Annotated in this window: 22 protein-coding genes; 13 read left to right on the top strand and 9 right to left on the bottom strand. The window is 61.0% G+C overall.

The genetic code is table 11. The annotated features are described in order from the left end of the window. Positions 1-25: 25 nt before the first annotated feature. The 4 genes from AC1DYF_RS29440 to AC1DYF_RS29425 all read right to left on the bottom strand — a co-directional run bounded on the left by AC1DYF_RS29440 (position 26) and on the right by AC1DYF_RS29425 (position 3,117). Positions 26-310 (bottom strand): cytochrome C oxidase subunit IV family protein, encoded by a 285-nt coding sequence (locus AC1DYF_RS29440; RefSeq protein WP_477881029.1) that lies wholly within the window; start codon positions 308-310, stop codon positions 26-28. Between the two features lie 5 nt (positions 311-315). After that, on the bottom strand, positions 316-861 hold the full coding sequence (locus tag AC1DYF_RS29435; RefSeq protein WP_477881027.1) for a cytochrome c oxidase subunit 3: 546 nt from the start codon (positions 859-861) through the stop codon (positions 316-318). Between the two features lie 102 nt (positions 862-963). After that, positions 964-2,571, bottom strand: a complete 1,608-nt coding sequence (locus tag AC1DYF_RS29430; protein WP_477881025.1) for a copper resistance CopC/CopD family protein — start codon at positions 2,569-2,571, stop codon at positions 964-966. A 21-nt stretch (positions 2,572-2,592) separates the two neighbouring features. Next, positions 2,593-3,117 (bottom strand): YcnI family protein, encoded by a 525-nt coding sequence (locus tag AC1DYF_RS29425; RefSeq protein ID WP_477881023.1) that lies wholly within the window; start codon positions 3,115-3,117, stop codon positions 2,593-2,595. 413 nt (positions 3,118-3,530) lie between these two features. Here AC1DYF_RS29425 and AC1DYF_RS29420 point away from each other — a divergent pair, with 413 nt between their 5' ends. From AC1DYF_RS29420 to AC1DYF_RS29400, 5 genes are all read left to right on the top strand, one after another. After that, positions 3,531-3,977: a pseudoazurin gene (locus AC1DYF_RS29420; protein ID WP_477881022.1), complete on the top strand. Its 447-nt coding sequence runs from the start codon at positions 3,531-3,533 to the stop codon at positions 3,975-3,977. A 214-nt stretch (positions 3,978-4,191) separates the two neighbouring features. Further along, positions 4,192-5,703 (top strand): PAS domain S-box protein, encoded by a 1,512-nt coding sequence (locus tag AC1DYF_RS29415; RefSeq protein ID WP_477881020.1) that lies wholly within the window; start codon positions 4,192-4,194, stop codon positions 5,701-5,703. Continuing rightward, entirely contained in the window at positions 5,696-6,325 is a 630-nt protein-coding gene (gene fixJ / locus AC1DYF_RS29410) for a response regulator FixJ (RefSeq protein ID WP_477881122.1), read from the top strand. Before AC1DYF_RS29415 ends, fixJ begins: the two co-directional genes overlap by 8 nt. Then, a complete protein-coding gene (locus AC1DYF_RS29405; protein WP_477881018.1) occupies positions 6,322-6,753 on the top strand; it encodes a hypothetical protein in 432 nt (143 codons plus the stop codon). Before fixJ ends, AC1DYF_RS29405 begins: the two co-directional genes overlap by 4 nt. 81 nt (positions 6,754-6,834) lie before the next feature. Continuing rightward, the gene (locus AC1DYF_RS29400; RefSeq protein WP_477881016.1) at positions 6,835-7,476 is read left to right on the top strand and encodes a helix-turn-helix domain-containing protein; all 642 of its coding nucleotides are present in this window, start codon (positions 6,835-6,837) and stop codon (positions 7,474-7,476) included. 69 nt (positions 7,477-7,545) lie between these two features. Here the strand turns inward: AC1DYF_RS29400 and AC1DYF_RS29395 are convergent, their stop codons facing one another. Further along, positions 7,546-7,725, bottom strand: a complete 180-nt coding sequence (locus AC1DYF_RS29395) for an AbrB/MazE/SpoVT family DNA-binding domain-containing protein (RefSeq protein WP_477881120.1) — start codon at positions 7,723-7,725, stop codon at positions 7,546-7,548. Between the two features lie 218 nt (positions 7,726-7,943). Between AC1DYF_RS29395 and pepT the strand changes: the two genes are divergently transcribed. The 7 genes from pepT (at position 7,944) to AC1DYF_RS29360 (ending at position 13,825) form a co-directional block, all read left to right on the top strand. Continuing rightward, entirely contained in the window at positions 7,944-9,176 is a 1,233-nt protein-coding gene (gene pepT, locus AC1DYF_RS29390; protein WP_477881015.1) for a peptidase T, read from the top strand. A 78-nt stretch (positions 9,177-9,254) separates the two neighbouring features. Then, the gene (locus AC1DYF_RS29385) at positions 9,255-10,940 is read left to right on the top strand and encodes a hypothetical protein (protein ID WP_477881013.1); all 1,686 of its coding nucleotides are present in this window, start codon (positions 9,255-9,257) and stop codon (positions 10,938-10,940) included. Between the two features lie 115 nt (positions 10,941-11,055). After that, complete coding sequence (locus AC1DYF_RS29380) at positions 11,056-11,478, top strand: DOPA 4,5-dioxygenase family protein (protein WP_477881011.1); 423 nt, start codon at positions 11,056-11,058, stop codon at positions 11,476-11,478. Further along, entirely contained in the window at positions 11,475-12,176 is a 702-nt protein-coding gene (locus AC1DYF_RS29375; protein WP_477881009.1) for an SDR family NAD(P)-dependent oxidoreductase, read from the top strand. The genes AC1DYF_RS29380 and AC1DYF_RS29375 overlap by 4 nt, the downstream gene beginning before the upstream one ends. 131 nt (positions 12,177-12,307) lie before the next feature. Next, a complete protein-coding gene (locus tag AC1DYF_RS29370; RefSeq protein ID WP_477881007.1) occupies positions 12,308-12,907 on the top strand; it encodes a GNAT family N-acetyltransferase in 600 nt (199 codons plus the stop codon). A 259-nt stretch (positions 12,908-13,166) separates the two neighbouring features. Continuing rightward, positions 13,167-13,424 carry a type II toxin-antitoxin system VapB family antitoxin gene (locus tag AC1DYF_RS29365; protein ID WP_477881005.1) on the top strand — a complete coding sequence of 86 codons (258 nt, stop codon included), beginning with the start codon at positions 13,167-13,169 and terminating at the stop codon, positions 13,422-13,424. Continuing rightward, on the top strand, positions 13,421-13,825 hold the full coding sequence (locus tag AC1DYF_RS29360) for a type II toxin-antitoxin system VapC family toxin (protein WP_477881003.1): 405 nt from the start codon (positions 13,421-13,423) through the stop codon (positions 13,823-13,825). Before AC1DYF_RS29365 ends, AC1DYF_RS29360 begins: the two co-directional genes overlap by 4 nt. A gap of 10 nt (positions 13,826-13,835) precedes the next feature. Here the strand turns inward: AC1DYF_RS29360 and repC are convergent, their stop codons facing one another. The 3 genes from repC to repA form a co-directional block, all read right to left on the bottom strand. Next, positions 13,836-15,122 (bottom strand): plasmid replication protein RepC, encoded by a 1,287-nt coding sequence (gene repC, locus AC1DYF_RS29355; protein ID WP_477881001.1) that lies wholly within the window; start codon positions 15,120-15,122, stop codon positions 13,836-13,838. Positions 15,123-15,371: 249 nt separating this feature from the next. Next, positions 15,372-16,433, bottom strand: a complete 1,062-nt coding sequence (repB, locus tag AC1DYF_RS29350) for a plasmid partitioning protein RepB (protein WP_477880999.1) — start codon at positions 16,431-16,433, stop codon at positions 15,372-15,374. Continuing rightward, positions 16,430-17,674: a plasmid partitioning protein RepA gene (gene repA / locus AC1DYF_RS29345; RefSeq protein WP_477880998.1), complete on the bottom strand. Its 1,245-nt coding sequence runs from the start codon at positions 17,672-17,674 to the stop codon at positions 16,430-16,432. Before repA ends, repB begins: the two co-directional genes overlap by 4 nt. A 613-nt stretch (positions 17,675-18,287) precedes the next feature. Between repA and AC1DYF_RS29340 the strand changes: the two genes are divergently transcribed. Next, on the top strand, positions 18,288-18,698 hold the full coding sequence (locus AC1DYF_RS29340; RefSeq protein ID WP_477880996.1) for a DoxX family protein: 411 nt from the start codon (positions 18,288-18,290) through the stop codon (positions 18,696-18,698). Between the two features lie 221 nt (positions 18,699-18,919). Here AC1DYF_RS29340 and AC1DYF_RS29335 read toward each other — a convergent pair whose 3' ends face one another. Continuing rightward, positions 18,920-19,903, bottom strand: a complete 984-nt coding sequence (locus AC1DYF_RS29335; protein WP_477880994.1) for an NmrA family NAD(P)-binding protein — start codon at positions 19,901-19,903, stop codon at positions 18,920-18,922. Between the last annotated feature and the right edge of the window lie 7 nt (positions 19,904-19,910).

Below are 19,910 nucleotides of genomic sequence, written 5' to 3'. Positions count from 1 at the left end.
GCGAGCGCCACAGCGCCCTTATTCTTCAATTGCCGAGGACGGCGAAAGCGGCCTTTGCGGCGGTGACAAGAGCGAAGAACGCCGGCCAGGCGACGAGCGCGGCTGACAGCGTCGGACGGACGCCGCGCAGGCCCATGAAATCCATCACCACGAGGCGCGATTTCACGACCGAGAGGACGAGGATCGCACCCAGTGCGGCGAACGGAGGCGCCTCATGGTTCCATTGCGCGGCAATCAGGGCGGCGACCGCGGCGACGAGCATCAATACCGTGGCGCTGCCCATCAGCCATGTCGAGTTGTTGTTCTGCATTTTGCTCATCCGAGATAGACGACGGGGAAAATGACCAGCCACACGATGGTAACGACGTGCCAGACGGTGGCGACCAGGGCGACATTCGAACGCTCCGGGCGGAGCACAACAAACAGCATCACAAGGCCGAGCAACACCACATGTGCGAGGTGAAAGCCGGTGATGATGAAATAGAGTTCGAAGAAGGCATTGAACGTGGCGTCTCCGACAAAACGCAGCTCGCCGCCATATTCGGCCAGCTTGACGCTGGCGAAGACGAAGCCCAGTGCTGCCGCGCCAAGCAGCCCCAACCGCATGATCCGTTCGGTCCTGGCACGCGCTGCTTCCGCTGCAAGCCAACCGCTGGTGATCAGCACAAGGGTATTGACGCTTGCCAGCCGGCCGTTCAGATGCAGCTTTGCCAAAGCAAAGCTTTCCGGATGCAGGAAAGACATCACCATGAAGCCACCGAGCAGGACGCCGAACGCGACCAGTTCGCACCACACCAGAACCCAGAGCACCAGGTCCCCGCCCGGCTCTGCGCTTTCGCCGACGTCTCCGACAACCGCCATGTCTCATGATCTCCGTTCCCGAGACATTTATCACCGTCGGTGAAAGGCTTCTTTGTTCGAGCGCAAGGAAGGTTCGTATCGGTCGCGCGAATCAGGCGGTTGCTACTGCCTCGGCAACAATCTGATCTTGCCGTCCAGGTCGACCATATCGAAGTCGGAGATCAGGACCTCCAGACGGAGGTTCCATTCGCAGTCGCATGGCGCCTGGACATGCTCCGTGCCCCAGAGGCCTTTGGATTTTCTCCGCAGCGGGATTGTGAAGGGAGCGACAGCGCCGTCGGTCGACGACATCCTCAATGTGAGTTCGTGCGGATCGAACGGATAGAATTCCCCCTTCGTCAGCGACACATCGACATCGAAACGCAGATCGGACGTCGTCCGGAACGACAATGTCGCCATAACCGCAGGCTGATGCAGGTGCAGCGAGGTCGATATGGGTGGCATCAACGCAAGCGCGCGAGGTGGCGGCGTGAACCTCCAGAGTGAGGTGACGGCGAGGACAAGGATGATCAGGGCGATTTCCACCGTCACGAGCCGCTTCATCGACCGCGCGGCGCTGGCGTTTCCATCGACAACCTCATTCGTGAGCCAGATGCGGTTGAAGCCGCCGAGGAGCAAAGCGGACACGACAAGAACGAGCTTGCCTATGAGGACCCTGCCATAGGCAGTGCCCCACAAAGCTTCCAGAGCACCCAGTTGAACGGATGCGAGATAGGTTCCTGCCAGGACGATCGCGGCGACGGAATAGGGAATGGCCGCCGAAAACCGGCGCAACGCGCCATCCTGGCCGAGACGCCCCGGCCCGAGGAGAAGCCACAGGCGGGGCAAGGCGCCAGCCCAGAAGCAGGCGGCGCCGACATGGACAGACAATGCTGCGAACGAAAGCCACTTGATCCCGGCGTCCGAGGCGTGCCCCGTCAGCGCGAAACTAGGTCCGAGAAGGACGAGCGCGGCAAGCGAAAGGCTCCGCCCGGCACCCGGGCGACCGATCGCGGCAAACGAGAGGAGCAAAGACACAGCCACCAACATCATCGACCTGAAGAGGCTGCTGTCGAGGGCCACGGCCCACGTTCCCATCACCGCCAGTCCGGCGAGCGACGATCCCGTTTCCTCGACGCCCAAAAACCCGACCAGAATGACCGCGCACACGCCCCCTCCCCCAAGCAGCACCGTCGAGACACGGCCAAGCGGCGTGCCACCGATCCAGAACGCGAAGAAGACACCGCCTACGCCGAAAAGACAGCAGCCATAAAAGCCGAATTTCGCCGCCCAGGTGAGGATTGATATCGCGTCGCCATGGTCCGAGAGCATGTCCCGCATATCTCCGAAGGCACCTTGCCGGCCCACGGAGAAAATCACCGCCGCCCGTACCGGATGGCCGTCCTCCGAGACGGCGCGCCAATTGAGCGCATAGGTGCCAGGGGCGAGCGGATGCTTCACGCGCGCAGTCATCTGGCTTCCCGAACTCGTGGCGTCCAGATCGATGGACCCGCCGCCGCGATCGAGCAGCGTGAGAGCGACATGACTGACGGGTTCGGAGAACCGCAACGTCAACAGAGACGGCGCGGCGGCGAGCACCTCGCCTTGGGACGGCGAGGACCACAACAAGACGGCGTGGGCGCTCGCCTGCTGCGGAATCAGCAGGAGAAGCACCAACGCCGTGAACAAGGCGATGAAAGCGGCGCGAAAAACTCGCTGCGTCGGCAACATCGCCTGCGCTCCATCCCTGTCTTACTTGTCGATGACGGTTATCGCGGGTGCCGGGTGCTCATAGTCCTCCGCCGTCTTGCCCGGTGCGGGCACCTCGATCCAGCGCGTGGTGGCGCCGCCTTCGCATTCCTGCACGACCGGGAATGTGATCGCCTGCCCGGGCTTGAACGCGCCGGTGACATAGGCACGGAAGACGAACTCGTCATATTCGTCGTCAGGCAGATTGCCACCGGACCAGGTCAATTCGCGCACCCCGCTCTTTTCCTGCTCGCCATAATGCTCGTAGGCCTTGGCGTATTCGCCGAGCGTCTTGTCGATTTTCCAACCGGGCTTCGGCATCGGCTTGACGGAGATGACGCCCTCGGGCAGACGGACCCTGATAGCCACGGTCGCCTTGCCGTCACAGCCGTGCGGCACGCGGAGAATTGCCTTGTAATTCGCGTTGGCCTTCGCTGTCGGAATCTCGAGCGAAATATGCGCTGCCGCAGGCAGGGCAGCGACTGCGCCGAACATGGCGGCAGCCAGGGAAATCTTGAAAGCGGACATTCGATCTGGTCCTTCGGTCACGACCTCTGCCTCGAAGGCGTTCGGTCCGGTTGATGCATGACGCCATTGTTTGGCGCGACATCCATTGGATAGGCCGCGGTCGGCCACCCAGACTTTGTCCCGCATCAAGTTACTTGGATTTTGCCGTTTCAACCTTTCATGGCCTTGCTTGCCCCAAAGCAAAGAAGGAGCGATCGGGCGCCCTATCTTGGGCACGCACTTCTGGAGAAGCGCAAACGAGGGTGGGCTACCGGCGGACGGCCCTCCCTCGTTCCCTCACATGTTTTGCCCGCGATCGACCGCAGCTCATCGGGCAATCGCTGAAATGTTTGTCTCACGTCAAAGAGCCCATCGGCGCGGACGGTAAATTGGCTGCCACGAAGTCAAACATCTTCGCAAACAGGAGCATTGAAATGAAAAAGCTGGCAACCGCAGTGATCGGAATGACGATGGCAATGGCAACGATGGCGTCCTATGCCGTCGCCGCGGATTTCGAGGTCCATCTGCTGAACAAGGGCAAGGACGGCATGATGGTGTTCGAACCCGGCCTGTCAAAGATCGCCAAGGGCGATACCGTCACCTTCATTCCGACCGACAAGGGCCACAATGTCGAGATCTACAAGGACCTCCTGCCGGCCGGCGCCAAGCCCTTCAAGGGCAAGATGAACGAGACCCTCAAGATCACGTTCGACGTCGAAGGCGCCTATGTGGTCAAGTGCTCGCCGCACATGCCGATGGGCATGGTCGGCCTGATAGTGGTCGGCGATCCCAAGTCCAATATCGACGCTGTCACGAGCGCGAAGCTGCCGCCGGTGGCCCGCAAGCGTCTCGACGCCGATCTCGCTGCCGCCGCGAAGTAACAGCATTCCGGCACAATCCGGCGCCCGCGCGACCTTTTCCGCGCGGGCATTTGTTTTGGTTCGATCGCCTGCAGATGATGATCGCCCCTTCCCCGCCCCTCCGAATCCGCGTTGGGCCGCCTCTTCCTGCATAGACTGCCCGCACCCTGCATGATATTCATCAAGTAGACGATGGCATGCGGACAGGCATGAGCGGGGATCGCGGATACCAAGGATGATGTCGAGCGGTGAAAGCGGTGTTGCCCGCGCGTTATCGAGCTTCGTCCTGCGCAGCAACTGGCCGCGGAGCTATGGTTACGCGCTCGCGGTGACGGCGGTCCTGATTGCTTTTCTTCTCCGATATTTCCTTATGGGCGCGCTCGACGACCGCGCGATCTACATCCTCTTCGTGCCGCCTATCCTGCTCGCCTCGATCGTCGGCGGCATCGGACCCGGTTGCCTGGCGGCGGCGCTGTCCACTCTTTCCGCGGCCTATCTTCGATCACTGACGCCGGGCGGCATTCAGACCCCCGAACTATTGGTCTTCGTTTTCGTCGGCATTGCCATTGCGGTCCTGGCCGAACTGCTCCACGCGACCCGCAAGGGCATTGCCAAAGCGCAAGAGGCGCTCGACACCAGGGAAGCGCATCTCCGGTCGATCCTCGACACCGTGCTGGACGCCACGATCGTCAGCGAACAGGACGGCACGATCGTTTCCTTCAACGCCGCCGCCGTCAGGCAGTTCGGCTACTCGGAGGAAGAGGCTATCGGCCAGAACCTCCGAATGCTGATGCCTCAGCCATACCGGCAGGAACATGACGGCTACCTGCAACGCTATCTCTCCACGGGTGAGAAACGCATCATCGGCACTGACCGCGTTGTGGTCGGCCAGAGAAAGGACGGCTCGACCTTTCCGATGAAACTTGCCGTCGGCGAAATGCGCACCGCTGGCCGCAGCTATTTCACCGGCTTTATCCGCGACCTCACCGAACGTGAAGAGTCTGCCGCGCGGCTGCAGGAAGTGCAAACCGAGTTGGCTCGGCTGGCGCGCCTCAACGAAATGGGAGAAATGGCCTCCACCCTCGCCCACGAGCTCAATCAACCCCTGTCGGCCATCGCCAATTACGTCCATGGAAGCGCGCGGCTGCTGCAGGACTGGGAGGGCGAAAAGGCCGAGCGGCTTCGCGACGCGCTGAAAGAGGCGGGCCAACAGAGCCTGAGAGCCGGCCAGATCATCAGGCATCTTCGCGAATTCGTCACCAAGGGGGAGACCGAAAAGACGCCGCAGAACCTCAGGCAGCTGATCGAAGAAGCGGGCGCCTTGGCGCTGGTCGGATCGCGCGAAAAGGGTGTCCGCTCCGTCTTCGAATTCACGCCCGGCGCGGATCTTGTCCTCGTCGATCGCGTTCAGATCCAGCAGGTCATGATCAACCTGATGCGCAATGCCGTCGAAGCGATGAAGGACACGCCGCGCAAGGAGCTCAGGGTGCAGATCAAGCCCCAAGGGAGTGACGTGGCGGTGGTCGTGGAGGATTCGGGTCCCGGCATTGCCGACGAAATCGCGCCCGAACTGTTCAAACCCTTCACCACGACCAAGGCGGGGGGCATGGGCGTCGGCCTTTCCATTTCGAAGCGTATTATCGAGGCGCATGGGGGCCAGATGACGGTCTCCCGCAGTGTTCTGGGCGGCGCGCGCTTCAGTTTCACGCTGCCCGCTTATGACGGGGAAGAAGATGCCGATCGATGATTTCACCGTACATATTGTCGATGACGAAGAGGCGGTCAGGAAATCCCTCGCCTTCATGCTGACGATGAACGGCTTCGCCGTCAGGGTGCATGAGTCCGCCTCGGCTTTCGTCGCTCTCGCCGCCGGCCTGCGGCAGGCCGTGCTGGTCACTGACCTCAGAATGCCTGACATGAGCGGCATCGATCTGATCGGCAGGCTGTCGTCGGTGGGTAAGGAAATTCCGGCGATCGTGATCACAGGACATGGCGATGTGCCGCTCGCCGTCGAGGCGATGAAGGCTGGTGCCGTGGATTTCATCGAGAAGCCGTTCGACGATGTCGTCATCATGGATGCGATACGGCGCGCCGCCGAGCGTCTGGCCGAAAATGCAAGTCCTGCCGAATCCGCCGACGACATCCGCGCGCGGATCGCCGCGCTCAGCGACCGCGAACGGCAGGTGCTCGAAGCCGTCGTGGCGGGCCAGCCAAACAAGGCGATCGCCTTCAATCTCGATATCAGCCCTCGCACCGTCGAAGTACACCGCGCCAATGTCATGACCAAGATGCAGGCGCGCAGCCTTCCTGAACTGGTGCGGATGTCGCTGGCGATCGGGATCAACTCCGCCAACAATCGAAAGACTTGACGCAGGACAAAGCGGCATCCGCCCTTCGGGTGATTGATTGGACGCTCCGCCGCGCTTTCGCGGTCAATGCTCACGGTGTCCGATTGTCGACCAAGCCTGCCATTGTCGCCATCATCAGCGATCCGGCTCTGCTCCGGTCGCTCGCGTTCGCGCTCGAAGCACATGGCCATCCTGTCGAGACGTTCAGTTCCTGGAGGAGCGCCCGTGAGCGGGCGTTGATGGCGCTCTGTGTGGTCCTTGACGGCTGCTTGGCCCAAAAGGATCGCGAAGCCTGCCTGCAAAGCATCGCCGCCGATGTGCCGGTCATCCTTCTTGCCGACAACGGAACCCCGGCGCCCGAACGCGACAACGTCTTCATCCTGCATAAGCCGCTCGCAGGACCCGATATCGTGATGGCGCTCGCCACCCTCAGGGTCAGCGCTACGTAGTAACCCGTAGTGGAACGACCGAATTTCGCGCCGGTCCCGCATCGGGCATCCTCCTCTCACCATCAAGAAGGGGATTGAACCATGTACGCAGCGGCCCAGACGGCTTATCACCCAATCGCACGCCACATCGCCACTGCCGAGAGGCTGCCGCAGACCCGCACCCACCGGATTGCGCTTTTCGCCGCCGACAGCGAAATCTATGCCCAGGGCGAACGTTCGGGCACGCTCTACCACATCGCCTTCGGCGCCGTGCGGATCTTCCGGCTGCTCTCAGATGGCCGGCGGCAGGTGGTTGCCTTCCATCTGGCGGGCGAAACCTTTGGCTTCGAGGCCGGCCGCAACCGCGGCTTTTTCGCGGAAACCACAGTGGAGACCGGACTGCGGACCATGGAAGCCGGAGAATATGACGCGTGCTCGCCGGAACTCATGGCGACGGCGCTGCGCGGAATGGCGCGCGCGCAGGAACATCTCCTCGTCGTCGGCCGCCAGAGCGCTGTCGAGAAGCTCGCGGTCTTCCTGGTCGACCTTATGGAACGCCAGGGCGACCTGGATCAGATCGATCTGCCGATGACCCGCAACGATATCGGCGATTATCTGGGCATGACGATCGAGACGGTGTCCCGGAACCTGACAAAGCTCCGTTCCGCCGGCATCCTCCGGCTGCATTCGAGCCGCTGCGTCGAGGTTTTGAAGCCCGAGCACCTGCGCAAGCTGTGCCAGTAAGACGCCATAATAGCCGCTTTGAGAAAGGCACCCAAGTCCTGGATGCGCTGACAACATCCTACAGGGTGGTCACGCCTCGCCGCGCGTCAGCGCCATGATCGCATCGGTGCCGAGCCCTGCGCCAGCATGACCGCGCAGTTTCTGGAAGCGGCTTGCCGGCCTTTGCTTATCCGTGGGCGCGATGCCGCGTAAGTCCCGAACTGTTTTCGGAATCGCAACCCGGCCCTTCGCTGTGACGGTCGTCGCCAGGACAACCTCCTTATAGTTTCTACACGCGGAAAGGTATTATTTGGTGGCCCCAGATCAATGTCAAATGCTTAGAGTGAGCCGGCAGGGCGGCAGACGAATTGTGCTTTTGCAGCCCTGCCCCCTCCCCCGCTCTCCAGCAATGGATGGAAATGACTGGTACAAACGCCACGCTCGGCTGTATACCGGGCCAGTCGTTTCAGCATGGGCAGGATTTTGTGATGGCAGACACCGTAGTCGATCGTTTCCTCCGTTATGTCACCATCGACACCCAGTCAGACCCAACCTCGACAACGCAGCCATCCACCGAAAAGCAGAAGAATCTCAGCCGCCTGCTCGTGGACGAGCTTCTCGGGATCGGCGTCAAGGATGCGCATCTCGACGCGCACGGCTATGTCTATGCGACCATTCCTGCCAATAACACGAAGGCCGTTCCGGTCATCTGCTTCTGCTCACATGTCGACACCGCGCCGGACTTCACCGGCACCAATGTCAAGCCGCAGATCGTCAGGAATTACGATGGCGGCGACATCCGGCTGACCGGTGATCCGCAGCAGGTCATCCGCGTGGCCGAGCATCCCGCGCTCAGCAACCAGGTCGGCAACGACATCATAACCACGGATGGCACCACCCTGCTCGGCGCCGACGACAAGGCGGGCGTGGCGGCAATCATGACGCTCGCGCAATTCCTCGTCGGCAATCCCGGCGTCAAGCATGGCACGATCAAGGTGCTGTTCACCCCCGACGAAGAAATTGGCCGCGGCGTCGACAAGGTCGACATTGCCAAGCTGGGTGCCGCCTTCGCCTACACTGTCGACGGCAGCACGATTGGAGATATCGAGGACGAGACATTTTCGGCCGACGGTGTCGAGATCGCCATCCAGGGCGTCGCCATCCATCCCGGCTTTGCCAAGGATCGGATGGAAAACGCCATCAAGATCGCCAGCGCCATTATCGACCGGCTGCCGCGCGACACGGCTCCCGAGACGACATCGGGGCGCGAAGGCTTCGTCCATCCGGTCTCGCTATCGGGTTCGATGGAAAAAGCCAATATCGGCCTGATCGTCCGCGATTTCATCGAAGAAGGCCTGGCAGAGAAAGAAGCGATGCTGGAGCAGATCGTCCGCGACGTGATGAAAGACTATCCCGGCTCTCGGCACACATTCACGGTACGGCAGCAATATCGCAACATGAAATCGGTGCTCGACCGCCATCCCGAAATCGTCGAAAATGCCATGGAAGCCACCCGGCGCAGCGGGCTCACACCCCGGCGCGGCAGTATCCGTGGCGGCACCGACGGCTCGCGCCTGTCGTTCATGGGCCTGCCTTGCGCCAATATTTTTGATGGCGGCCACGCGTTCCATTCGCCACTCGAATGGGTCAGCCGGCAGGACATGGAGAAAACGGTCGAGACGTTGATCGAGCTCGTCAAGATCTGGGAAGAGCGAAGCTGATCTTGGCGAGTTCTCCTCGCAAGAATGTTCCGCGACCTCACGCGCTTGCTGGCAAACATGATGCGAGACGAAGGCAGAATGGATCGCTTCAACCTCGGCAGCTATCGACGCCCCATCTCCACCCGCTCCGCGGAGACGCAGCGCTGGTTCGATATCGGCCTGAACTGGTGCTACGGCTTCAACCATGAGGAAGGCATCAAGTGCTTCGAGAAGGCGCTCGAAACCGATCCGGACTGCGCCTTCGTGCATTGGGGTATCGCCTATGCCGCCGGCCCCTTCTACAATCTGACCTGGAAGGAACAGGGCGCAGCCGAAGCAGAAAGCGCGGCCAAACGCTGCTTCGAGCATGTCGCGCTCGCCCGGGCCAGGGCCGCACATGCCAGTCCGGTCGAACAGCGATTGATCGAAGCCCTCGCCTGCCGCTTCCAGAAGCCGCATCGGGTGACGGCGCCGGAATTCGAGCAATGGGATGACGCCTACGCCGATGCGATGCGCCAGGTCTATGCCAGCTTTCCCGATGACCACGATGTGATGGCCCTGCTGGTCGAGGCGCTGATGATGCGCACCGTGCGCCGCCTATGGAACCTGAAAACCGGGCAGCCGGCGCCGAATTCCGATGTCCTGGAGGCGCTCGATGTCTGCGAGCGCTCGATCCGGCTGGCGGACGAGGCCGGGATGGTGCAGCACCCGGCCATCCTTCACCTGCATATCCACCTGCTTGAAATGTCGGCCATGCCAGAGCGTGGGCTCCGCTCGGCCGACCAACTCGCTGAAATGTGCCCCGATGCCGGACATATGAACCATATGCCGGGGCATATCTATGTGCTCTGCGGCGACTATGAGAAGGCGCGGCTTGCCAGCGAGAAGGCGGTTCGGGCCAACGATCTCTATCTCGCCTATGCCGCCGAGCCGACCTATTATCTGCTCGGCTGCTGCCACGACCTGCATCTGATGATGTATACCTCCATGTTCCTCGGCCAGTACCGGCCGGCACTCTGGGCAGCCGACAAGGTGCGCAGCCTGGTGACGCGGGACGTCGTCAGCCTGCCGGATCGGCCAAAACTGACCCAGACGGTAGAAGGTTACCACGCGATGAAATCGCATGTGATGGTGCGCTTCGGCCGCTGGCAGGAGATCATCGACGAGCCCTTGGCCGAGGAGCCGGCGCTCTATGTGGTGACGGCGGCGATGCAGCATTACGCCAAGGGCATCGCGCATGCGACGCTTGGCAATTTTGCTGCCGCGGAGCAGGAACGCGCGCGATTCCACCGGCATATGGAGGGCATTGCGCCCGAACGGCGTTTCCTCAGCAATCCGACGCGCGCCTCGCTTGCCGTCGGCGCAGCCCTTCTCGACGGCGAGCTCGCCTATCACCAGGGCCGGCACGACGACGCCTATAGTCATCTCCGGCACGCCGTCGAGCTCGACGACAATCTGTCTTACACGGAACCCTGGGCCTGGATGCATCCGCCGCGCCATGCCCTCGCCGCCCTGCTTCTCGATCAAGGACATAGCGTGGAAGCCGAACAGGTTTACCGCGACGATCTGGGCCTGAGCGGCCGCGTGCAGCGCTGCGCACAGCATCCCGACAATGTCTGGGCGCTGCATGGGCTGGTGGAATGCCTGAAACTGCGCAACGACGTCGAAGAATTGCCGGCTCAGCAGACGAGGCTTGCCAAGGCGCTGGCCAGGGTCGATGTGCTGATCACGTCTTCCTGCCTGTGCAGGACAAGCGCGCAAATTGGGCATCACTGCTGCCACTAAGATAGTCTTCGCCGAGGCCGAAGAAGGCTTGAAACAACGACTGGCTTCCATAGATTTAATCCATGGCCGGCCAACAAGGCAGCGCCGGCCTTTCGATGATCGGGGGAATATATCTATGCCAGCAGGTGATCCGACGCAGCCAATCGATGCGATCCAGAACTATCACGCCCATATCTACTTTGACGACGGGCCGGAGCAGCGCGCCGCGGCGGAAATCCTGCGCCAGGAGATTGGCGAGCGCTTTTCGGTCCTTCTCGGCCGCTGGCACGATCGACCGGTCGGGCCGCATATGCGCTCGATGTACCAGGTGGCGTTCCAGACGGGCGAATTTGTTCGGTTCGTGCCCTGGCTGATGCTCAACCGCCGCGGCCTTGCGGTGCTCCTCCATCCCAATACCGGCCGTCCCAGGAGCGATCACCTGAACCATGCCATGTGGCTGGGCGAAATCCTCGGCATCAATGCCGAGCCCCTGCCCGAGTACGAGACCGAACCCGAGCCTGAAATCATCCCCAACACACATCCCACGGTGAAGCCATGACCGACATTCCCTATCGCAGCGCGCTGATCATCGGCGCCGGCCCCGGCATCAGCGCCTCTCTCACCCGTCTGCTGCGCGGGGCCGACATTCCCGTCGTGGTCGCCGCCCGCAATGTCGGTAAGCTCGCATCACTGGTCAGTGACACGGGTGCCATCGCATTGCCGGTCGATGCCGCCAGCCCTGCCGAGGTCGAACGCCTTTTCAGCGAGACGGAAGCGCGGATCGGCGCTCCGGAAATCGTCGTTTACAACGCAAGCGGCCGTCTGCGCGGTCCGATAGCCGAGCTCGACCCGGCGGCGGTCCAAAAAGCCGTCACCGTCTCGGCACTCGGCGCCTTCTACACCGTACAGCAGGCGGCCAAACGCATGCTGCCGGCCGGCAAGGGCGCGATCCTGCTGACCGGCGCCACCGCTGGCGTCAAGGGCTTTGCCCTCTCCGCTCCTTTCGCCATGGGCAAGTTTGCGCTGCGCGGCCTGGCGCAAAGCGCCGCGCGAGAACTGGCGCCACAGGGCATCCATGTTGCCCATGTCGTCGTCGATGGCGGCGTGCGCTCGGAGAACCGCCCTGATCCGGCGGACAAGCCGGACAGCACGCTCGATCCCGATGCGATTGCACAATGCTATGTCGACCTGCTTCGCCAACATCGCAGCGTCTGGTCCTGGGAAATCGAGATCCGGCCCTGGGTCGAGAGATTCTGACAATCAGCCGCAGAAATACGAGTAGAATCAGATATTTGCGGTGGAGACTAAAGGCTCTAATTCGAGACGCTCGTCACTTCCGTAGTGGGCGATAAACGAATGGATCAAGACCCATATTTCGGAGAATTCGAATGTCAGTTTGGCCAGGCCGATTTTCTGTCGAAGGCGACCACGTCTCCGTCGTCCCGCTTGCGATGGAGCATCATGATGACCTGGTAGAAGCGGCCGCCGATGGCGAGTTGCACCGGCTTTGGTACACGAAAGTGCCGGAGCCGGAAAATATCAGAGCGGAGATTGCGAGACGGCTCGAGCTGCAGACTGTCGGCTCGATGCTGCCATTTGCCGTCATCGAAAGAGCAAGCGGCAAAGCGGTCGGCATGACCACCTATATGAACATCGATGCTGCAAACAGAAGGCTCGAAATCGGTGCAACCTGGTACCGTCAGTCCGCACAGCGTTCATCGCTGAACACCGAGTGCAAATTGCTGTTATTGCAACACGCTTTCGAAAAGCTCGATTGCATCTGTGTGGAATTCAGGACGCATTTTATGAACCTCCAAAGCAGGAGGGCAATCGAACGGCTCGGGGCCAAACTCGACGGCATCCTTCGCTCCAACATGATCATGGCAAACGGCACCATTCGGGACACGGCAGTTTATTCCATCATCGCTTCAGAATGGCCCGCTGTTAAAGCCAACTTGCGATGGCAGTTGGATAAGCCGAGGTCTTAGCATGCCAGGCGAACAAGGATTCACGCGAAGTGCTCTAAGTTATTGTTTTGTCAAATTTTCTCGAGAATCCGCTGCACATTGCGTTTGCCGGACTGACCATCGGCCTGATCAACATGATGGCCGCGACAACTATTTCGACTAGCCGGCGTCTAGCCGGATCGATGAGGCTCTCCCGATTACCGCTCGCACCGGTTCCTTGCCGCCTCGATCTGCAATTGCTATCTTCTAGGGCAACTCGCCATCGGGAGCACCTCGATCCATGTCCGAACCGCAATTTTCCATACGCAGCGCGAAGGCCAAGGCGCTCGCACATGCTCTGGCCGACCGCACCGGCATGCCCGTGAACAAGCTCGTCGAACAAGCTCTCGAACACTACGATGACGAACTACGCCAGCGGGACAATAGCCATTCCATCGATACGGTCTGGGAGATCGCGTCCGAAGGACGACACAGGGTACCGACCGGCGCTGTCTCCGATCACGCCRACCTCTATGACGACAATGGTTTGCCACGGTGATCGCAATTGATACTTCCGCTATTCTCGCGATTGCGCTCGACGAGGCTGAAGCGGAGATTTTCAAGGACGTCCTGCGCCGGGAAATGCTCCTCATCGGTTGGCCTACACTTTTCGAGACACGGATCGTACTCTCCGTCAAAGGCTTTTCGAATGCCGGTGACATCGTCTCGCGTCTGTCTGAAGCATCCAATGTCACTGCCGTCGCCTTTGACGGCAGTCATTTTCGCGCTGCCGAGAGTGCCTATGAGCGCTACGGCAAAGGACGGCATCCGGCGGGCCTGAACATGGGTGATTGCTTCTCCTATGCGGTGGCGAGTGTCGCCGGCGTTCCGCTGCTGTTCAAGGGCGGCGACTTCGCGAGAACCGATGTGAAATATCATTCGGCGTCAAAAGTCTTGTGACCAAGAGGCCCTACCCCGCTTTCCGCGCCGGCCCGTTCACCTTGGCTCGCGCCATCAGCATCGGTCCAAGCGAGAATTCACCACGCCGCGCTCGATCGGTCAGGTTCCTGAGATAACCGCCGGCCGAATTGATATGGCCGGCGCGTTCGAGAATGCAGGCGATCACGGTGGCGGCATTTTCAGGTCCCAGCACCTCGCAGGCTTCCTGATAAGCGCTCGGGCTGACATTCAGCATCGAACGGACGACGACGGCGGCAGCCATGAGATCACGCCAGTGGCGAATTTCGCCGCCCGGCCCATACATCACGACTTCCGGGCATGCCTGCAGCACCATGCCGAGCGGGAACGGCCGCATTCGTTCGGCCGGCGCGCCATCCTGCTCACCTGCCCCACTCTGCCATCCTTTCGGCTGGCTTTCTACAGTCCCCTCCCCATCCGCCAAGGGCATCTGATGGATCGCAGACGGCGCCCCCTGCTTCGTTTCGAAGCGAGGTTCAAGTTCATTGATGGATTTTGGGTTTGAATTATGTATGTGTCGCTCAGTTTGAGACTCATTGGCGCTTATTTTCTTTATTTTTATCTGCCTTTCCAATTCGTTGAGGATTCCGGCCCGCAACGTCTCCATGTCTTCAAGTGCCCCGTCGAGCTCCTCCTGCCCTGCCTTGCGTCCAAGACCGGCGACCAGCGATCTTGACTGGAACATGAACCCCTCCCAATCGGCGGCAATCCCCGTTTCGAGCCCGGTCTCGATCAGCTTGGCAATATCGCGACGGCAGAGTGAAATCCGCTCCCTGGTGATCCGCACGGTCTGCTGCGCCGCCCGGACCTCTCCGGCAGCCGTCTCGATCTCGCTGGCGCGGGCAAGCAACGGCGCCAGGCTGAAACCGAAGGCTTGCTCGATGCCACCCTCAGCTCCCTTGCGGGCGTAGCGCTTGCCATTCGGGCTGTCGCGCCGGATGATCAATCCAGCATGGACAAGATCGGCAAGGTGGCGGCGCAACGTCGCTGGGGCCATGCCATGGGCACGGACCGACAATTGCGCATTGGAGGGGAAGACAACAAGTCCCTGCCCTTCCGCGAGCTGCGGCTCGGGATGGAAGCTCAGAAGCGCGTTGAGCACCGAGAGCGCCCGATCGCCAACGCCGAACCGAATTCGCGCTTCGCAAAGCGCGCGGAACAATTTCCATTTGTCGGCCGACGCCTCGGGTGGAATCTCGCTTACCTCCAACTGGCTAGCGAGCATGCCAAGCGTCATCGGCCGCCGCCCAAAGGGCGTCGTCACAGTATGATCCATCATGCGGGTCCCCTTTTCGAAGAGGCAAGACAGTCCCCGCGATGGCTCACTCAGCCAAAATATCTCCTTTCGCCAAAGCAATTGCTCTGCCGACTCTTGACTTTAGGCCTTGGAAGTGATTCTCTCGAATTGCTACATTGAAGAGGGCTTCCGGAATGGCGACATTTTGGGGGCCTTTTTTCTTGTCTCGATCTTCCTTTCCTAGTTCAAATCATTATGCCGAAGGCTTGATGGCTCTCCGGCAGCTATGTCTCAGTTGTTCCCGGCTTCCGCCAGGAAACGGGCATAGTCGTGCTCAAGGCGCTCGGCGAGCATTGCGGCGAAGGTTGGATCGGCGCTCGACGCGAAATCGATCCGGACACCCTTCCCTGTCTGGCTGACGCGCGCGAAAACCTTGCCGTCCGGTCCTTTCAGATCCTCGGCCGAGGCTTTTTCCGGCTTGGCCTTTCGCATCAACCGGTCGAACAGGATGCGGAATCGCTCGTCGGTCGCTGCCTCACGAAAACGCACCGAACCGATCTCGTCGGTCGCCTTCCTCGCGGCGGCATCACTACCGAAAAGAGCTGCCAGCGCCATCCAGCGTTCACGGCCCGCCTTGGGCGCCGGACCGATGGCGCGGACGATCTGATTGGGTACAGCGTCGGCCACCTGCAGAAGCCGTGACAATTCGCTCTTCTGCACAGCCAGTGCGTCGCCCACGAGTCTGCGGTCAAAGCCGCGCACCACCAGCGCATTGGCGAACACGGCACGCTCGATGAAGCTCAGATTGCGCCGCTCGGCATTTTCCTTGCCCTGGGCGACGACCAGTTCCTCGTCGGTGAGCGGCCGCACAAGTGCCTTGACCGATTGGCCGAGCCGTCGCGCCGCCTTGAGCCGGCGATGGCCATAGGCGACCTGATAGCGATTGGCCTCGGACGGATGCGGGCGGACGAGGATAGGCGCCTGCTGGCCGCTTTCGCGCATGCTTTCCACAAGCGCCAGGAAATCCGGATCATCCCGCTCTTCATCACTCAGCCGGTCGCTGATGAAGGAGACATCGATCAGGCGCGTGTCGAGCGATACGACATGTTCCCCCGCCTCGATCGCCTGCCGCAACAATTTGGCTTCCTCGGCCTCGCGGGTGATCGACGATAGCGACAAGCCCATAGCCTTGACTGCACCGGACGCCGCCCGTATTGGCTGGGSGGCGTCGACAGACGGATTGTCCCCTTCGGTCGAGTCCTTGTTGACAGCTGTCAACGCCGACTTCGGGTCCGACACCAGCGGCTCGCCGAACAATGCTTTCAATGAGCTCTTGCGATCGCGACTGTTCATGCCGGACGTCCCCATGCGACATGGATGAGCTTTTCGATTTCGGCATTCACGGCGTCGAGGGCTTCAACCGCCCGGTCATAGGTGCCGCGGCTGAAATTTTCGCGCCCGACCTCATAGAGCGTCTGCTTGGTCAATCCGGCATCCGAGACCGCGGTGGATTTCAGCATCGGCGCGGTCAGTACGCGATCACCGAACAGCGACCGGAGAAAGCCGACGATCTGCGCCTGCGGCCCGTCATGCGGCTCGAAGCGGGTGACCAGATAGCGCAGGAAATCGAAGTTGAGCGTGCCGCCCGCCTCGCGCACGACGTTGAGCAGGTCCGAGGTCATGAACAGGAACTGGCTCATCGAGGCGACGTCGAGCATCTGCGGATGCACCGTCACCAGCACCGAGGTCGAAGCACAAAGCGCCGATAGCGTCAGATAGCCAAGTTGCGGCGGGCAATCGAGCACGACGACGTCGTAGCTTTCGGCAACGCTTTGCAACGCGGCTTGCACGCGGCTGAAGAACAGGTCGTCGCCCGTCTGCCGCATCGAAAGCGCTCCGGGCGTGGCATGCTCGAATTCCTGCAGTTCGAGATTGCCGGGCACCAGATCGAGGCCATGGAAATAGGTCTTGCGGATAATGTCGACGAGCGGCCGCGCATCGGCATCATAACGGATTGCGCCGTAGAGCGTATCATTGCCGGAGAGATCGAGCTCCGGCTGGTAGCCGAAGATCGATGACAGCGACGCCTGCGGATCGAGATCGACCGCCAGCACGCGATGGCCTGTCATGGCTAGATGTTGCGCAAGATGGACCGCAGTCGTCGTCTTGCCCGAACCGCCTTTGAAATTGGTGACCGAGATCACTTGCAGGTGTTCATTGCGTCGAGGATCGCGCCAGCGCACATAGGAGCGAGCTTTGGCATCGTTTCCCTTCGCCAGCGCCTGTTCGGCAAGGAAATTGCGCAATGCATCAATATTAGCCAGCGAATAGTAGCGCCGGCCGCCCGGACCAACCGCCGGCTGGGGTCCTTCACCGGCGAGCGACAGCTGCCGGAGGTAACCGTCGGACACACCGATCAGCCGCGCGGCTTCACCCGAAGTAAAGGAGCGTAGCGTCTTCTGTGAGGCGGGCGGAAACAGCCGTTCGCGCATCGCCTGCAATTGCGCCGACAGCGCCCGCGCATCGGCAGCGATCGCCTGGTCGGCGGTCAGCTCATGGCTCTCTGGTTTCCTCGTACCGGACGGACGTGCCATCCCTCTACTCCATCTGCCGACCGACACTTAGCCAACTCACATCATGAGCTTCGGCGGCGCCACCAGCGTGTGATAAACAATATCTCTCCGATTCTCACCGCGCATCATACGCCGTGGCCATCTATTAACAGGAAAGACGCTTACTTACGGCAAACCACTCAGCATTCACCGTTTTCCGTAATAACGCTGCGGTAATCTGCGAGTCGCGTCAAGCAGTTTTTGGTTAATGAAGCTTTAACGCGAATAGACGGAGCAAAGCCGGGGAAAGCTCCGGGCGTTGACAGGTGTCAACCAGTCCGCTGCGTGTCGGGATGGCGAAATCAATTCTGGTTCACCAGCTTGCGGCGGGGTAGGGGTGCGGGCCTGCACGACCGACGAATAATCGAATCGCCGCGCAATCGCCACCGGATAGATAGCATCCGCGTTACTGCCGACGCAGCGTGCGCAAGAGGGGAAGGGGGCGACGCCACTCCCGAGGCTCTGCCGAATACAAACTCAATCCATTTATTTCGCACGTCCTGTCGGAATCGGAATTGCTCTGGCGTTCTTAGGGAAGCCGCGGCCAAGAGCGCCCGGGCACTCGATCAACAATTCTCGAATAGAGGAAAATCCCATGCTGAAAACCATTGCCATCATCGCCTCGCGCCTCATTTTCGGCGGCGTCTTCCTCATGGCGGTCAGCTTCAAATTCATGGATATACACGCGACGGCAGGCTATATCGCCTCAGCCGGCTTCCCTCTGTCGCTGCCGCTCGCCTGGCTCGCCGCCATCTTCGAAACCTTGCTCGTGCTCGCCTTCTTCAGTGGCGCCTTCTTCAGCGAGGCGGCACTGCTCGCTGCGGTCTACGTCATCTTCCTGGCCTTCGCCTTTCATGGCCCGAACCGCTGGAGCGGCAACCAGACGGAATTCGGCTTCTTCATCGATCACTTCACCTTCTTCGCCGGTCTGCTTTTGGCCGCGGCCAGCGGCCCCGGCCGCTACGCCGTGGGTTGGCGCCTGATCAGCGCGGGTTCGCGCCCCTAAGCGGGGTCAATGGACGCCAAGCTGCGGTGGCTATCAGCATAAAGCTGCCGCAGCAGGACCGTGGCAATTCCGACTTGGCTTGCGTCCTTGGAAGGGGAGGGGGCTTAAGTCGGCGTCTCGATGCGAGCAATAGAGTCATGAGTGCCAGTGCCATTCGCCACCGGTGCTCCCGATGTACTGATCGGCCTCATCATCGAAGCCGATATAGATTTGGAAGTCCCTCACCCACCGGCCGGAAGCGTGAGGCGGGTAAGCACCTCCTTCATCGGCGTTGTGCCCAACCGCGTCTGTCCGACCCCGGCCTCGACATCGATCAAACCTGCATTGTGGACCTTGAACATAGTAGCGACCAATTCGGCATAGCTGCCGCTGATCCCGCCAGCGACGAGCGCGGGAACCCGCTCCGCCGGAGAAAGCGACCGAGCTGTGATCGCACGCCCGACGAGCTCCTGCAGAATGTTGGCAACGTCCTCGGCGCTGTAGCGCGCCGGGCCTTCTGCGTGAACGATGCGAAGCGGCAGATCTCGATCCGCCGACAGCAGCAGGTCTGCAGCAATCACGCCGACATCGGATGCCGATATCGTCGGAAATTTCTTCGTCACCGGATCGTGCAGGCTGGGCAGTATTCCAGTGTCGATGGTGCGCTTTGCAACGCGTGCCCAATTTTCCATATGCTCTGCCGATCTCAGGATCGTCAGCGGCAGACCGATCTTTTCCAGATCATCCTCCAAGTAGCGAAACAGCCTTGTGATGCCCGTATCCTGCCCAAGATGTGCACCATAGTCGGAAACCGCCAGGACAGAGCGTGGTCGAGCCGCGCCAAGTGCCCCAGCGATAGCCACGATGGCGGCCTGCATTTCGGCCTCGGCGTGTTCGGCACGGCTATCTACCGGGCAGATGACTTGAACCGCCTCGGAATCTCGCAGAGCTTCGGTGAGAGCGCCTTTGTCCCGGATATCCGCGACAGCAACCTCGCAGCCCATCGCCTGAAGATCTTCGGCAGTGACGCGGTTTCGAACAACCGCCTTCACAGGCGCTCCCGCTTTCCGCAGCGCGTAGATCGTGCTTCGGCCGATCTTGCCGGTTGCCCCAAGAATGGTGAACATCGTCGCTCTCCTCAATATTTCCAGAGCGCGCAATGAACGCTGCTTCGCCGTCGGTTTCGCGCAGAAACCGCCAGGCAATAGCAGAAACAGCCAAATCATTGATGGG

It is taken from the genome of Rhizobium sp. P2_G9 (assembly GCF_056403475.1).
Note: the sequence above shows the minus strand (reverse complement) of the source record. Positions and strands in the feature narration are given on the sequence as shown.